Annotated in this window: 13 protein-coding genes; 4 read left to right on the top strand and 9 right to left on the bottom strand. The window is 49.5% G+C overall.

The annotated features are described in order from the left end of the window. Positions 1 to 52 precede the first annotated feature (52 nt). Positions 53 to 253 (bottom strand): hypothetical protein, encoded by a 201-nt coding sequence (locus ASD95_RS18890; protein ID WP_056721175.1) that lies wholly within the window; start codon positions 251 to 253, stop codon positions 53 to 55. Between the two features lie 363 nt (positions 254 to 616). On the opposite strand from ASD95_RS18890, the gene ASD95_RS28810 reads away from it, so the two are divergent. Then, positions 617 to 1,717 (top strand): hypothetical protein, encoded by a 1,101-nt coding sequence (locus ASD95_RS28810; RefSeq protein ID WP_056721177.1) that lies wholly within the window; start codon positions 617 to 619, stop codon positions 1,715 to 1,717. Between the two features lie 218 nt (positions 1,718 to 1,935). On the opposite strand, the gene ASD95_RS18880 is transcribed toward ASD95_RS28810, so the two are convergent. Further along, positions 1,936 to 4,455 (bottom strand): DEAD/DEAH box helicase, encoded by a 2,520-nt coding sequence (locus ASD95_RS18880; protein WP_056721179.1) that lies wholly within the window; start codon positions 4,453 to 4,455, stop codon positions 1,936 to 1,938. A 96-nt stretch (positions 4,456 to 4,551) separates the two neighbouring features. Then, the gene (locus ASD95_RS18875; protein WP_056721180.1) at positions 4,552 to 4,917 is read right to left on the bottom strand and encodes a plasmid mobilization protein; all 366 of its coding nucleotides are present in this window, start codon (positions 4,915 to 4,917) and stop codon (positions 4,552 to 4,554) included. A 768-nt stretch (positions 4,918 to 5,685) separates the two neighbouring features. On the opposite strand from ASD95_RS18875, the gene ASD95_RS18870 reads away from it, so the two are divergent. Further along, the gene (locus ASD95_RS18870) at positions 5,686 to 6,468 is read left to right on the top strand and encodes a hypothetical protein (RefSeq protein ID WP_056721182.1); all 783 of its coding nucleotides are present in this window, start codon (positions 5,686 to 5,688) and stop codon (positions 6,466 to 6,468) included. 764 nt (positions 6,469 to 7,232) lie between these two features. Here ASD95_RS18870 and ASD95_RS18865 read toward each other — a convergent pair. Beyond that, entirely contained in the window at positions 7,233 to 8,330 is a 1,098-nt protein-coding gene (locus ASD95_RS18865; protein ID WP_236709754.1) for a replication initiator protein A, read from the bottom strand. A gap of 89 nt (positions 8,331 to 8,419) precedes the next feature. Further along, complete coding sequence (locus ASD95_RS18860) at positions 8,420 to 8,647, bottom strand: helix-turn-helix transcriptional regulator (RefSeq protein WP_056721184.1); 228 nt, start codon at positions 8,645 to 8,647, stop codon at positions 8,420 to 8,422. Positions 8,648 to 8,756: 109 nt separating this feature from the next. On the opposite strand from ASD95_RS18860, the gene ASD95_RS18855 reads away from it, so the two are divergent. Then, positions 8,757 to 9,587: a MarR family transcriptional regulator gene (locus ASD95_RS18855; protein WP_056721185.1), complete on the top strand. Its 831-nt coding sequence runs from the start codon at positions 8,757 to 8,759 to the stop codon at positions 9,585 to 9,587. A 303-nt stretch (positions 9,588 to 9,890) separates the two neighbouring features. On the opposite strand, the gene ASD95_RS18850 is transcribed toward ASD95_RS18855, so the two are convergent. Together ASD95_RS18850 and ASD95_RS18845 are read right to left on the bottom strand one after the other, a co-directional pair. Next, positions 9,891 to 11,000 carry an HNH endonuclease family protein gene (locus tag ASD95_RS18850; protein WP_056721187.1) on the bottom strand — a complete coding sequence of 370 codons (1,110 nt, stop codon included), beginning with the start codon at positions 10,998 to 11,000 and terminating at the stop codon, positions 9,891 to 9,893. A 1-nt stretch (position 11,001) separates the two neighbouring features. Then, entirely contained in the window at positions 11,002 to 12,123 is a 1,122-nt protein-coding gene (locus ASD95_RS18845; RefSeq protein ID WP_056721189.1) for an adenine-specific methyltransferase EcoRI family protein, read from the bottom strand. 317 nt (positions 12,124 to 12,440) lie between these two features. Here ASD95_RS18845 and ASD95_RS29390 point away from each other — a divergent pair, with 317 nt between their 5' ends. Continuing rightward, a complete protein-coding gene (locus ASD95_RS29390) occupies positions 12,441 to 12,704 on the top strand; it encodes a hypothetical protein (protein ID WP_056721191.1) in 264 nt (87 codons plus the stop codon). 8 nt (positions 12,705 to 12,712) lie between these two features. On the opposite strand, the gene ASD95_RS18835 is transcribed toward ASD95_RS29390, so the two are convergent. After that, positions 12,713 to 13,927 carry a tyrosine-type recombinase/integrase gene (locus ASD95_RS18835; protein WP_056721194.1) on the bottom strand — a complete coding sequence of 405 codons (1,215 nt, stop codon included), beginning with the start codon at positions 13,925 to 13,927 and terminating at the stop codon, positions 12,713 to 12,715. A 307-nt stretch (positions 13,928 to 14,234) separates the two neighbouring features. After that, on the bottom strand, positions 14,235 to 15,812 hold the full coding sequence (gene guaA, locus ASD95_RS18830; RefSeq protein ID WP_008053207.1) for a glutamine-hydrolyzing GMP synthase: 1,578 nt from the start codon (positions 15,810 to 15,812) through the stop codon (positions 14,235 to 14,237). Positions 15,813 to 15,864: the final 52 nt, after the last annotated feature.

The raw sequence follows: 15,864 nt of genomic DNA, 5'->3' as shown, positions 1-15,864 counted from the left end.
AGTGCTTTATTACAGGAAACAATCTAAATACCATGAAATGTGCCATATCCTCTTACTTACACAATAGCTTTTGCTCTGCATCGGCAAGACTCCATTCCTCATCCTGCCCGAACGCCTTCGCCATCTGTCGTAATAGGATGGCCAGCTCCGCCGCGTCGCCGTTACGGCGCACTTCAATCAGCAGCTTGGCCGCATAGTCGGGATCTGTGTAAAACTGCTCAGCCATTGCTTCATCGTGTGGTCGGCTTTTCATCTGGTGTCATCCTTTTTGTTGAGCATCGGTTGTGGTTACACCCTCCGCTATGCGCCGCCGCGTAGATTATAGTTTCGTAATTGAGTGGGCATGACCTCTCATAAGCGTTACCAAGGATCAGTCAATTTGCATTCGTGCTGACCATCCGAGTGCGCTCAACTTGACTGCACACATAGAGTAATAACCGACAGAGAGCAGCCAAAGCTGACATCCTGGAGAGCTAGGAAGCGACCCGAATTGATCGGTCTAGACTGTCAAAAATCGGTCCGAGTCGGCTATAGACATACCGAATGGCAGTTCCATGCCACACTGATGTGACTGCACGGCAGCTATCCAAACAAAATCTATCACGGAGGAATTCTCATGCCGACAGTCTTCTCAACCGCGCTTTACTACCCATACATCGACATAAAAAATGAGCGTTGGCTACGAAGTGCCGTGTTGTTCTGGGACTCGATCCGAACAATAGTCCCCATTTCCCATCGTGATCCATACTCAAATGATTTTGCTCGCGCCCTATGTGATGAAGGCGTACTTAATCCCGTTCGTGTCTCATCGGATATGGAGGAAGTTGAGGAGCTCACCGAAAAAGTTCTCGAATTCCTTACGGACCCGGCCACGGCTGGTGTGATGTTTGATACAGATAAACACCCGACTCATAGAATTCATCCTGAGAAAATGTCCTATGAGCTGCGCGAGTTTGCTCATATGCATCCAGAAAAACTGCCATACATGATCCGCTCAGAACTTGAGCGTGGGCTCAATGATGACGGTTGGCTTCACGTCGCACCTAGTTTCGCAAATTTCTACATGACGCTCCTCGCCTCTCAATTGGCTGAACGACTAGGTTTGGGCTTGGTAACCGAGTCGTCTGCAGCAGACCATTTGGCAATCGCTGTGCGTAAGGGAAAGCCGCTTGGCATTTCTGGCGATCGACGGGTTGGCCGACAGTTCGACGCGTTTGGCCCGAGGCGCTCATTGCCAACTGATGTTGCCTCTAGCTTACTTATTGATCTTATGGTGCAAGGAATTTCTTTGCCTGAGCATCTTTCAGTGGATGAACTTCTTAAATTCAAAAAATATCATGTGGAAGAACTGGCTGTATTCCGGCGAGAAATTTCACGTCTTACTGCGGACTTACCTAAAGAGATATCTATAGAGGCACTGCGACAAGCAGTATCAGACCAGTATCAGACCAACGTATTGCCAGCGATGAATAGTCTGCGGGAGTCCCTGCGGGCTCAACGCTGGGAAGCGGGCCTTAGCGGGTTATTAAAGGTTTCATTCTTCTCAGCTGCCCCGGCCTCGGTTGCAATCCTTGCAGGCATCCCAAGCTCTATTGCTTTGGTTGCTGGAGCAGGAATCTCGCTGACTGCATCAGCGGTACTATTAACAAACCAAAGACGGCGAACGCTAATAGATAGCCCGTATTCTTACTTGCTTTCAATGGAGCGCAAGTGGTGAGCCGTTAATAGATTTACTCTCTGCCATCGCTGACTTTGGAGGGAAAGCTACCGCCCGCTGCCGGATTCTTTTAGCCGGTTGCTTGACGACGAAAATCTCTCTAACGATGAAGGTTTTTAGGGATTTCCGGACTGACCTCAGGCAATCACAGACCGTTATACTGGTGAAATATGGAGGAATTATTAATTCCTCCATAACAACTCAACACCGGTTTTAGTTTAGTTAAGAGGAGGCTCTGAATACATTGAAATTAGACTGGCCGGGTCTAAACTGTGGAAATTCAGAAGCTTATCAATTTGTCCCGTTGAAATGTTATGGATATCAAATTTTTGCAGCTCCATGATGAATGCTCGGAAATTTTCTTTGAGTTTGTTAAGCGAGCGTTTCCGCATAATCGAAACGTCGTGTGTAAAGTTTCCGTCATATGAAAGCTTTTTGGTGGGGTGTACCAAGATTCTCGTACATTCCGCTTCACCGTAAACCTCTTCAAACCAACCACAGTGTGTGTTCATCTGGCCGGCTTCGTTTTTGTTTATTTCTACCCGGTTCGATTCCACCTCATTTTTGCACTCTAGAAATATATACTTGTTAACTCCAATACACCAAAGGTTGTCAGGACCTTTTTTGATTTCTTTGTCTGGCCTTTGACTTTCGAAGCCCAGGCCTAGGCCAAGCTCTTTAAGAGCCAGCTCAAATTTTTCTGAGGCTACACCAAAAGCTAGGTTATCGAGAATCCCATTAGCCGAAAGTTGAAGCTCTTCGTGAGTATTAAATTTTTTTAGCCAACTTTGGATTCGTGAAATACGATTTTCATTAATGAAAGATATTTTTTTGTAATTGACACCGGTTTTTGGCTTTAAAAGCTGGGTATTTAATTTGAATGCAGTGCCTTGAATAGTGTTGGCATCTGCCTTGCTGAATCTGTAAGTGTATCGAGCTAACTGTTGAACATACCATCCTTTCTCGGCGGGCTCTTCCTGAAATTTATCTGAAAGTCTCTGAATGATTTCACAAGCCCGTTTTTCGTTACCAGAAGCAAACGCGACTTCCGCATCGAACTCCATTTTCAACACATCGTATAAAGATGAACTCTGGTTTGTTTTTACTATCTCATCCATTTCCTCGACATAATACTCTTTCCAGCCCTCATCTCGATTAAGAGCTTGTTTCATGAGATCAATCAGAACTTCATATTCATTGGGCTTAGTTTTGAGATCTGCTTTCGCGTCTTCCGCAATCTGCAGGCCAATTTCAATCTGTTTTTTTGTTTGCGGCGAGAAATATTTGTGAGTGGATTGGCTTTTGATAAATTTTGTAAGGTCACCGCCAACTATTAAGATCACACTGTAATCTTTTTCACCCCTTACACTTCGCCCCAAGCCTTGCTCTACTTTTTGTGCGATCTTCACATTCATTATATCGCTACCAGTACGACAGTCCTCTTCGTAACGATCGAGAAGAGAATCGAAGTATGGTTTTGAATCTAGAATAAGAATGCGACAAGCGTCATCGGGCAGGTCTATACCATCATATCTATTTGCAAAAACCATAGACGAAGACGTTTTTCCAGTTTTCAACTGTTGAACATGCTCGAAGATAGTATCGGTTTCAGCGACGGTCGCGCCCAAACGTTGGTACTGTGTTTTATTTGAGAAGTCCGGGGTTAAGAATACGATACCAAAACTACGATCTTTATCTGGCTTTGCGAGCCAATCAACAATATTTTCCCTATCTAAAGATGCGTCGATCAATGTAGGAATTAGAATCATTTTCTCACCTGACCATTTAAGTATGGTGTTTGTGAGAGGGGTTTTAATTGCTTCGACATCAAAGCCAAGTCCTTTAATCGAAAAGGAGTCGTCTTGCGTAGTAGCGGACATTAGGATTCGGTGTTCTGCTCGAGCGAATGAGCCGAATGCATTGATCGGAATTAATATTGGAGATATTTCAAGGTAGGTTCCAGCTATGAATGCCTGGCAATTCTCTAAATTATTTTTTATTAGCTCCCATGCAAAAGCAATCTCTTTATCTTCTTTATAGCTTAGTAGAATCTGAATCATTTCGTCTTTGCGGTCTATCCAAGACCAGTAAGGAATTGGCAGCATGGTGTTGTAACTGCCACTCTCAATTTCAAGGAAGCTTCCCTCCCCTTGCTCTCTTAAATCTTGATCGAAAAGCCTGATGATTTTTTCATAAAGAGGATGCTTTCGATCAATTTTGATAGTTAGTGCGCTTCGAATTGAGTCAATGCAAGCATGTGAATCATCTAAAACAATGGACCCGACTTCCACAGACTTGTTATTTAGTCCGAACTTTGTTCTTCCGTTAAAAAGTTTTTGAATATGTGTAATCAAAAGGGTTTTTCCCGCGATAAATTCGTCGGGCAGCTCTCGATCTCTACCAATTTCGCAGAAGGGTATGCCGAATTTTTTTGCTTCAGATGTTACTTGTTTTGCGAGGTAAATATTGGGACACAAAAAAACGCATGGCTTTCCTGATTCGTTTAACTTCGACTGAAGCATCAAAAGCCCAATCAGTGTTTTACCTTCACCTGTGTGGAGCTTTACTACGCTATCTTTCAAATTTCTACGAGAACTATGCCACTCTTTTAATAATGTTTCTTGAGAGGGCCGCAGTGGTCCTGCTTCGCTTCTTCGATCCAATGAATCATATATTTCAGTTGGATCTATTCTCTTCTCTACACTTTTGTTTTTTAGCTTTTTCTTAAAATCTACCATTTACTACTCCTTGTAATAATTTGACCGTTGAAAGTACATCTAGGATTTTTATAATGAAGCCAGAGTTCATGCTCAAACGGCCTTACAAGGCCGTTATTATTTTCGCTTATAGACGATCCGGCTCATAAGATCCAGAACCTGCGCTTGCAGAACTCGAAAATTCGTCATCATCGCTTCAACGTCTATCGGCTTTGCCCCCTGCCCACGTTTCTCGACCAACCAAAATTTTAACAATCCGGCGACCCGTCCAAGGTCCCCATTGACCTTGGCCAAGTCAGCAACGGCGGCCAAGTCTACGACAGACCTAATTGGCGTATTCGTCCCAACTGCCAGCAGATAAGCCGAAAGAGACAAGCCCGCCTGGTTGGCGCGTTCTTGGATAACTTCCCGCTCCTTCTGAGACACCCAAACCTTGATCGGAGCGAGTTCCCTCCGTGGCTTTGGTTTTTGATCTGGCTCCATGCTATGTCCTTTCCGTTTTTGAGTCGCCGCGGCAGCATCGGTAAGCCTCGCAGAGCAAGACTGTCCGTTGAACCGAAGGTGAATAAGGGTAGGTGGTGTGGAGCGAACAAGCGAAGCTTGTGGGCCCACAACACACATCTTGCCGTCATTGTTTTTGCGATTCTATGCGATTTGGACAAAACAGCCAGTTCCGTTTTTCCCACTCACGTATATTTTTCTAGAATCGCATTAAATCGCATCAAATCGCATCAAATCGCATCAAATCGCATCAAAGCGCATTAAAGCGCAAGTTCCAGTGAGTGGAACGAACGTCTTAAGCGGCTTGTTAGCTGGCATACTCCATACGACGTATCACTCCACCAATCATTTCTAGCTGATAGAGCTCACAATGAGCATACTGAGAAGAGACTAGCTTCAAAATTTCAGCTTTGATTTCTGGGCTCAATTTTAAACCAAACGTAATTGATTTTAATTCGTTAGGGTAGAATTTAAGATCCGTATAGCCCCGAGTGAACTGCATACTCTGCCTATAAAAAGGCAATTACACTGGAACACTGAATTGTCACTAATTTCCAGGACGCCTTCGACTGGCCCCTTTTTGCTGTTAGCCGTCCTCAGCAAAAGGCAGCTATGGGTCGATTGCAGCCACATGTCAAGTAGAGACGGATGCTACTGAAGTAGTAGATTTTTTTATTTTTAAATTATATAGTTAAGGCATCCAAATAATACGCGAATTTCAAGGCCTATATGCTAGAAAATGATGAATTAATGGAGGAACGATTTGTTGCATTTATTGATATTCTTGGCTTCAAGGAAATAATCAGAGGCATAGAAGAGCGCAACTCAAAAGATGACCTGATTTTTAGGAAAATAAGGTCAGTTTTAAACTTCATGGATGAAGAGACTTATGAGCCAAACTATGCTACAGACCTTCCAGTATACGAAGAAACGGAAGACGGACTGATAGAAAGAGAGCTTGGAGATCCAAGGCTAACATACATTTCCGACTGTATAATAATATCAGCCCAGCCAACCATGGATGGTTTCAAAGGGTTATCAAGGAAAATCCATAAGATAACCGCCGACTTAGCTTCTGATGGCATATTTTGCAGGGGGGCTATTACTAAAGGGAAATTATTTCACAAGAACCGGGTGATTTTTGGTAGCTCATATATTCGAGCCTTCACACTTGAGGAGGAGTTTGCAGTTTTCCCGAGGGTAATCATAGATCCAGAAATTATAAATTTCTTTTCCCTAAAAGAAGGGCAAATGCCTTTAGCTCCTGCTTTTTATGGGCTTGATATAGACGGCTTTTATTATCAGCGCTATTGGACATGGTTTTTATATCCGCCGCATGCTGGTGCGTATGATTCATATTTATACCGAGTGCGTGGACACATTGACGAAAATCTTGACAAGTTCAAAGATTCGCCTCGCGTCTTAAAAAAGTATGAATGGCTTGATCGGGAGTTCAATAGCCTCATTTCTTGGTGGCAAGAGCTTGGACTTATGGAGTTAACGGAACATGATAAAGTACTAATGCGAGAATGAGTCGCATCTCAGACTTGTTAGGAAACCTCCGCTGGTCCTAACGACACATCTATCGTAAGGCGGCTATAGGTCGTTCTCTGCCGATCATGGCCACGAAGCGTGGAGGTCAAATCTGGCGCAAATGGCTGGTCAGGTCGAATGCAAACTGGGGGGCAAATCTGTGCATTTGCCAACCCGGCCGCCCCCCCTTCCCTTTGGTGTCCCTTTTTTGAGATCAACACGGTGGCATTGTGCGCTGCTGAAAACATGGGCGCGTAGGTTTTTTCTGAGGGTGTACTGGCCAGTACACCGGCAGCGCACTGCGCAGCCTCCCTTGTTAGATACCTAACATGGATGAACGAGGTTCATTCATGACCAGCAATCGCGTTTGTCGCGCGGCCCATAAACCACAATCCCCGGTAGCGAATCTGCACGCCACTCCGGCTGGCCAGCGCATAGACAACTCTGTGAGCGTACCGAACGCATTTTCATGCGGTGGGGGAAGCCGCCGCGAAGCAGTGGGGGAACCCCGCAAGAGTGCCCCTGCTTCGGTTGCCCAGTTGACACCCACAGCGGTTTTAGAGTTTTAATTAAGTTTTAAAAGATTTAGGAAGAAAATAATCAAAATTTCTTTTTATTTTCAATTGGTTGTAAATTTTTCCAGTGTGCAATGTACGGCTTTTGGTGGGTAACGTACTGTTTTGGGTGGGTAAAGTACGGAGGTTGGTGGGTAATGTACGGACTATCCACAGGCTAAGCGCGTGCCGCGCATTGGCACCCGTACATTACACACCGGCCGCTCCGTCGACCATGCGGCGCCGATGTGCCATTGCGAGCAGCGGCCCGCTCTGCCCGGCCTCCATCGTCAAGGTATATTCCGGCAAGTCGTTAGCCTCGACGATGCTGCGTAAGATGCGGCAGAATTCTTTAAACGTTCCTGCCGAGCCGCTGCGCTCATAGATGGTCTGGAATGACCATCTGGCCTCTGTCTTGCCCGCTGCTCTGCGCGCAAGACGATACACGAACCGGCCAATGCCGGTTCCGATCAGGAAGAAGTCAGGGTGGAGGGCCAGCACGTCGGGTTTTTTGCCGCCCGTGATCTCCTGATACATCCACTGCGCCACCTCGATCTCAATGAATTCTGGCTTGCCTGAGCTGTTCTCAATGACCTTGTATCGGCTAATCAGCGGCTCACCCTCATTCACGGTGATGGTTCGGCCATTCTTGCCCTTTTCGTTACGCCGGACCGCTACATGCGTGGTATTCAGCCGTAGGCACGTCTCTACAAGATCGTCTTTCTGCTTGCCGCCATAAGCACGACGCAGGAATTTGAGGACGTCACCAACGTGCGGCCGGAAAACCCGGCCCGGCTTTTCGCCCCTACCATCTCGATAGCGGTTCATTGCTTCGGTCAAATGCGACACAGCCATAAGCACAAGGTCGTAATCCCACACCGAAGCCATACCGGCTGGACCGGCAGACACCTTCACGTTGCCGTCCCGCAACTCATAGGTGATGACCTCGCCCGCACGCCTCTCCTTCTTAGACAGTCGGAATACGGCCACATCCATGATGTTACGGCTATCGCGGATGCCCACGTCATACACCGTCGGGATGAAGAAATCCTGCTGCTCATCCCCCTTGGATGGTTTGCGCACGCGGGTAGCGGGTTGTAGCTTAGGCGCTGCTACTAGACGGCTTTCCTCGTTCCCTTCGCGCTGCAAGCGGGCGGCGACTTGCTCGTATGTCTCGCCAGGACGCGCTACGGCCTCAATGCGCTCGCGGCCTATTACAGCCCTCATCGACTGGGGACCATTGTTTCTGCTAATCATATGGATGGCCAAACCCCATGCCAACTTGCTGAGCGACTGTGCGCCCTGCATTCTCGTCCAGAGCTGCCCGCAGATGGCCGCATAAAATCCAGCACAAGCGGTTTACCCTGGCATGCTGCCCACACATCAATCGCCACGATTCAGGCCCCTATTCCGGGGCGGGCAGCATGTATACCCGACGACTTGCGCGCGTCGATCCATTCCTCGATCTCAGTCAGATCCCACGCGACGTTTCGGCTGGTTAGTGCGATGCGGCGCGGGAACTCCCCCCGCTGTTCCATGTTGTAGATCGTGCGTTCAGCCAGCGGGATCATCGCGTGCAATTTCTTGCGGTTGATGAGTGTCTTGCTCTTTGGCTTGATCTCCATAAGGTCGCTTTCCTTCAAAGTCGTCAGATGCTTGACAATGCCCTCCAGCGCCAGAGTAAGGGTGCAAAAAAGTTAGAATTTAGTTGTCACGAAGAGCTATCATCGGACGATGAAAAAACGTGAGAAAGCGCCGAGCACATTCGATCCGTTTCTAGAACGCCTGGTTAGGGAAAGTGATACATCGTCTGATCGCATCCGCGCCAAGCTCAGCAACGTATATGACTGGGGCTTCTGCGAACTATGCTGGCGATCCACCGAATACTCGATCAGCATGGGGGCTCAAAAGGTCTTCAAGCGCCTAAAACGAGGAAATGTCAAAGTCGCGCCGCTAACGGATGCCATTCGTGCGGCAGCTCAGAAAAAAGCCGACGCCTTGGTGGCGCGCTACGAGCAGGCATGGAAAGGTGAGTTCGGCCGGTACGAGCCCGCCCGCATGTTGATGGCCTACTGTGACATGGTGGAAATGCGCGGTGACCGTTCGGTGTCAGCCTTCAGGGAGCACGTCGAGCGGCGAATACTCATTGCCGCGTGGGCACGGCATGGTGACTTGCTCCGGCCCACTAAACTACCGGGTCAGCCCGAAGGCGCAGCGAAGCCCAGCAAACTCTACTGCGAAGCACACAACCCAAGGCGAAGCGATGAAGCTCGCCGCGCATATCAACGTGACAGAAGGTTCGCGCTAGAGTATGACGAGTTGATTGACAAAATCTGGTCGCAGAAAGCCGGCACTCTCCCTGATTGGGACATTGAAGCCCACGCATATGTCAGGAGAGAAGCCTATCGACTGCTCCAGGCACTCAAGTCTCCCACCAGTATGATGGATGATCTGTTAACTCAGGGCACCATGAGTCAAGCTGAAATAGCGCGCCAGCTTGGCGTATCACGCCAAGCAGTTTCCGCCGCTATCAAGCGGCGAGCGCAGAAGCAGGCTACACGCTGAAGACAATCATGATCTAGCTGAGGAATTGCAGCGCACTTGACCAGGCGCTTGCATACGACCTGACCAGTCATTTGCATTGAAATTGACCAACGATTACAGAGGATTTGACCGACCAGACGTCAAAGCTGAGAGGCTCATAACGACCCGTTGCTGACTGATGACACCTGCAAGCTAGATGTCCGGTATTTGCCCATTCCGGACATCGGGGCCGTATTCCAAAATACGAATAAACGCCCTTCGCAGTATCCCCAGAAGCAGACATCCACGAACATCACTTGCAGTCGAATACTGGTTGCTAACTGTTTATTTTCCGCTCTTTGTCCTGTTATCCAGCTTGCAAAGCAACTGGCAATTTTCTTCCGTAGTTTTGCCTCCAGCACTCCACGGAACAATATGGTCAGCTTCCATTTCGTGAAGATCGTAGTGCTTTGTGCAAATTGGGCAGTTGCCCTTCTGCTTTGCGTAGACTTTCTGTTTCATTTTTTCGTCAAACACACGAAGACTCAGGGTTCGGGTGTTTCCGGTCAAAAGGTATTCGTAAATTCCTTTCTTGCTATCCACCTCGTCGTCGTCGATGAGTTCGATGATGCGCTTCTCTAAATCAGCAGCGTTAAACTTACCGTCTTTGTGTTTGTTGTAGAACGATCCCCACGGTAATCCTTTCATAAGCTTCGCTCTCGCGCTATCTTGTTTCGGGAATACACGCTTAACCCAATCAAATACCGATTGCCAGTATTGCCATAGCTCCTGCGCATCCTTATCGTGCTGGTGGGCGCTCATGTAGTTTTCAATTTTTCCACCGGAAATCCAGTCGAGTGCCGTTTCCAGAACCTCTTGCCGAATCGGCGAACCGTTCACCAGCTTGTCCCGTCCCTCTTGAACAGCAGGAGCGCCGGTTTTGGAAAACCATCGTTTCGCATCAGCCAGCCAAGGGCCGGTGAAAATTGCGTTTCTGAGTTCTTGGTCGGTCAGTGGCTTGCCCGCGATATTAATGATTTTGAACCAGTCCAACTTTTCGTCTTCCGTGCCTTCGCACATGTATACCGAAAGCTCGTAGTTCAGAATCTCCTGACGCTTATTTTCTGTCAGGTTGCCAAAGTTCTTCGGCGTTCCGTCAATCTCAATCGAGAAATCATTCTGTACATATTGGCAGATGCTAATGGTTCGCTGCTGACCGTCCATCAACTCGAAGGAATCATCACCCAACTTCACCCAATACATCGTATTAAGTGGGAAGTTTTTGCGGACAGTATGAATAACTTCGTTGCGCTGCATTTCGCCGTAGATGAACTCACGTTGGTATGGTGGGCGTATGTTCAATCGGCCACCGTATCCTCGCACTCCTTCTTCGGCTTTGTCCTCAAAGCCAGCGATAAGCTCGGCTACCTTGATGCTATGCAAGGCGATTTTCATATCAAAATTTCCGTTTGATGATTATTCTTGAATATGGGCAACGTGACTTACCATCCTTTGTGATCGCGATGTCCGTGCGTCCCCGGTAATTTTTTGTGACGCCAATTTCTTTGCCCAAGTTTCCAAACGGTATGCCGATAAGCTCAAATTGTGCAGGATTAAATCTATTCAAAAACGTGTCAGGAACACCCATTAAGCCGTCATAGTCGCAGGGTATTTCTAAAAACTTGCTGACCTCAATGGCGCCATAGTTGTCATACTTTGGGTATTCAGCAGGGTTATACCGCTTGTAAAGAGGGATTTCTTCATGGCGCTTTGGGTTGTCCATGTTGGTAAACCACATGATGCTCCCCATGCTGAAATACTTAATGCCATTCTCAATTTTCTTGCGCGATTCAGTCTGAATATCGTAACCATCAGGGACACGAAACCATTTCGTTCCTCCGTTATCAACACCGAGCCAAACTTTGTTATCTTTGATTAGATTAAAAATCTCTTTGTAATGAATAGCGTTTTGATTGCCGAGAATCAAAAAATGCTTGTTGTGTGCAACGATCAGCGCCACAAATTCACGAAACAGGGAAAAGGGCGGATTGGTAACAACAATGTCTGCCTGTTTTAACAGGTCAACGCACTCGCTGCTGCGGAAGTCACCTGCGCCGTAGATGCTGTCACCACGGAGCGCGTGCGACGTATTGGCATCGTGCTTGAGCAGATACTCGACGTCGGCAAGGTCCGTTGCGCCCCGCTGATTGTGGTCTGGAACTTCATTTATTTCGATTGCGTAAGGTTCGGCGCCTTCGGGCTTCAATCCCTCCATTTCAAGAAGCGGCAATTGCCCACCAACGATGGGCGACTTCACATAGCTTGTGGCGATGAGTTTTTTGAGACCGAGAGTATTGAAGTTGAGCGCGAAATACCTGAAAAAATTGCTCTCAAACGGATCGTCACAATTGCAGAGTATCGTTTTTCCACGTAGCTGCGACTTATAGTGCTTGAGCTCGTTTTCGATGTCGCCAAGCTGTGTGTAAAACTCATCCTGCTTGGCTTTCTTTGCGTTCGATAGACCAATGTTCCCGGATGCTGAAAGGTTTTCGGCTTGGCTTGAATTGTTTTTAGGCATTATAAGTTCGTCTTTTGCAGGCACAGTGCCGTTGAAATTATTGCGTAATTCTATCACCATGGCATTGCGGTTGCCCTTAGCTGACGGGGTGATAGAGGCCGCGCTTGAGGATCGCCAAGCCCTATTTCAAGTGAATTGAGATGGCGGAATTTAGGTCCGCTGTTTAACGATTGTTGCCGGATGACAAACAGTAGGGCGATGACTGGTATTGGGCCGAAAGCAGACATCATAACGTTACTCAAAAAGAGTGACCAGAGGGCGGCAATTGGCCGATTCTGTTGAAAAAGTCGTTTTGCCCAAGTCGCTCGAATATTGATGTGCAAAAACACCTCTTTTGCACGCTGCTGGGTGAAATCCGAGTCCAGAACCTTCTGCCAAAAACTCAGATTTCAATCTCAGGCGCGTACTTTTCTGCCGTGGAATTCGAAGCCGACTTTTTCAACAAAATCGGCCGATTTCTGCCTGGCGTCACCACCGGCTTCGGGTCAGTTTTGGCAAAGCGTGGACGCGAGACGCGCTGGTCAAGTCTGATGCAAATGACTGTTCAGGTCGCATGCAAACGCGTGGTCAAATCAATGTAATTAACCCACTAGCCTGCGGTGCTTTGCCGTGGCTGTTTGAGCGTCCATTCATCAATCATATCAGCCCAATCCTGTAGCATCGCCGTGCGCTGCTCACGGTATTCAGCCTTGTTGTAGACAGCCCGTACACCTTTCTGCTCGTGCGCAAGGCACTTCTCGATCCAATCGGTATTGTATCCAGCCTCGTGTAGCAGCGTGCTAGCAGTTCTTCTCAAGTCGTGCGGCCCAAACTTGGCAAGCGATTTCCCCTCTTTCTGCGCTAGTCGGTACGTCAGCGTCAGCACTTGGTTGATCGTAGCGCTGCTCATGGGCAGGTCCGAGTCATACCGTGATGGCAACACGTAGTCCGATCCGCCAGCAAAAGTTTTCAGCGCAATGAAAATATCTAGCGCTTGTCTGGATAGGAAAACGAGGTGGGGGTTTCGGCGCTTCATTCGTTCCTTGGGAATGGTCCAAAGAGCCTCGCTGAAATTGATCTCACTCCAGGTCGCGTTGGTTAGCTCACTCTTGCGCACCATTGTAAGCAAGAGCAACTTAGCCGCAGCACGAACCGACGATGCAGTACCAATGCGCTCCATGTACTGGTACATCAAGCCTATCTCTTCAAAACTCAGCGCCCGGTCACGCGGCTCAAACTTGGCAATGCTTGTAGGACGTACCAAGTCTGCCGGATTCTCCACCTTGTGCCCGCGCTCAATGGCCCAACGATAGACCTGCATTACTACTTCGCGTACGTGCACTGCCGTTGCCGGTGCACCTCGCTCTACGATGGTATCGGTCAGCGCCCGCAAATCCTCGTGACTGATCTCCACCAGCTTCTGGTTACCGAATTTCGGCTTCAACTCACGCTCGTAGATGGAGCGCCGCATATCACGAGTGGAATCGGCCATCTGATAACCGCGCAGCCACTTTTCAGCCCAAGCATCAAACGTCTCCGCATCCTTAACACGTGCCTTGTCCCGTGCTTTTTCCTTCGCAGGCGACTTCCCGGCCGCGACCATCTTCTTGGCATCGTTCAGCCGCTCACGTGCCTCCGCAAGGGTGATCCCGCCACTACCGTACCGGCCGAAGGTGATTGTTTCTTGCCTACCGTGGATCGAGTAGTTATAGCGAAACGAGATGGCTCCAGCGGCGGTGACGGCTACATAGAGGCCGTCACGGTCGTTCACCTTGTAGAGTTTTTCCCTCGGCTTGAGGTTGCGTAGCTTGGTATCGGTAAGCATGGTCCCTGCCTTTTTTCGATCAAAATACCATGCTCTAAAAGCCCACAAAAAATCAGCATTAAACTTTTATAAATCAATAACTTGATACTTTTTAATACCATGTCAACTTTGTAAAGCTACACATGGTATCAGGGCATCGGCATGGCATCAGGTTCAGATAATACCAGCTACCATGCCATGGTTAAGGGGTGCTTGGCGATGCTGAAAATTGCCAGATACTGCCAGACCTAAAAACCAAAAAGCCCGCAGTTACGCGGGCTTCAGGGTGTTTCTTGCTACTGGGTGCCGGTCAGTGCCAGATATCCAATCATTCCCACTCAATGGTCGCCGGCGGCTTGCTCGACACGTCGTAGGTGACGCGGGAGATGCCTTCGATTTCATTGATGATGCGGCCGCTGACGGTTTCCAGCAGTTCGTAAGGCAGGTGAGCCCAACGCGCGGTCATGAAGTCGATGGTTTCCACGGCACGCAGGGCCACGACCCAGGCGTAACGACGGCCATCGCCTACCACGCCAACCGATTTCACCGGCTGGAACACCACGAAGGCCTGGCTGACCTTGTGGTACCAGTCGGCCTTGCGCAGTTCTTCGATGAAGATGTGGTCGGCGCGACGCAGCAGGTCGGCGTATTCCTTCTTCACTTCACCGAGGATACGCACGCCCAGGCCCGGGCCCGGGAACGGGTGACGGTAGACCATGTCGTACGGCAGGCCCAGTTCCAGGCCCAGACGACGGACTTCGTCCTTGAACAGCTCGCGCAATGGTTCAACCAGCTTGAGGTTCATTTCTTCCGGCAGGCCGCCCACGTTGTGGTGCGACTTGATCACGTGGGCCTTGCCGCTTTTCGCGCCAGCCGACTCGATCACGTCCGGGTAGATGGTGCCCTGGGCCAGGTACTTGATGTTGTCGAGCTTGCAGGATTCGGCATCGAACACGTCGATGAAGGTACGGCCGATGATCTTGCGCTTCTTCTCCGGGTCGGCTTCGCCGGCCAGGTTGCCCAGGAACTGCTCTTCGGCGTTGGCGCGGATCACCTTGACACCCATGTTCTCGGCGAACATGGCCATCACTTGCTCGCCTTCGTGCAGGCGCAGCAGACCGTTGTCGACGAATACGCAAGTCAGCTGGTCGCCGATGGCCTTGTGCAGCAGCGCGGCAACCACGGACGAGTCCACACCGCCGGACAGGCCGAGCAGGACGTTGTCGGTGCCGACCTGGGCGCGAACCTGGGCGATGGCGTCTTCAGCGATTTTCGACGGCGTCCACAGTGCTTCACACTCGCAGATGTCGAGGATGAAGCGCGACAGGATGCGACCGCCCTGCTTGGTGTGGGTCACTTCCGGGTGGAACTGCACGCCGTAGTAACGACGCTCGTCGCTGAACATGCCGGCAATCGGGCAGCTCGGGGTGCTGGCCAGGATGTGGAAGTCTTCCGGCATGCGGGTGACCTTGTCACCGTGACTCATCCATACGTCGAGGCCGAACAGGCCATCGGCGTCGATGTGGTCTTCGATGCCGTCGAGCAGGCGGCTCTTGCCGACCACGTCAACGCGGGCATAGCCGAACTCACGCAGCTCGGAACCTTCAACCTTGCCGCCCAGTTGCTCGGCCATGGTCTGCATGCCGTAGCAGATACCGAAGACCGGCACGCCCAGATCGAAAACCGCTTGCGGGCAGCGCGGGCTGTTGGCTTCGTGAACCGACTCCGGGCCGCCGGCGAGGATGACGCCTTTAGGGGCGAATTCGCGGATCGCATCTTCGTCCATGTCGAACGGGTGCAGTTCGCAGTACACGCCGATTTCACGCACGCGGCGGGCGATCAGCTGGGTGTACTGGGAACCGAAGTCGAGGATCAGGATGCGGTGGGCGTGAATGTCGAGGGCCATGATTCAGTCTCGTCTAAAAAATTCGGAAACAGTCGTGATTCAGAAACAACTC

The organism is Pseudomonas sp. Root71 (assembly GCF_001429045.1).
GTDB lineage: Bacteria > Pseudomonadota > Gammaproteobacteria > Pseudomonadales > Pseudomonadaceae > Aquipseudomonas > Aquipseudomonas monachiensis.
Note: the sequence above shows the minus strand (reverse complement) of the source record. Positions and strands in the feature narration are given on the sequence as shown.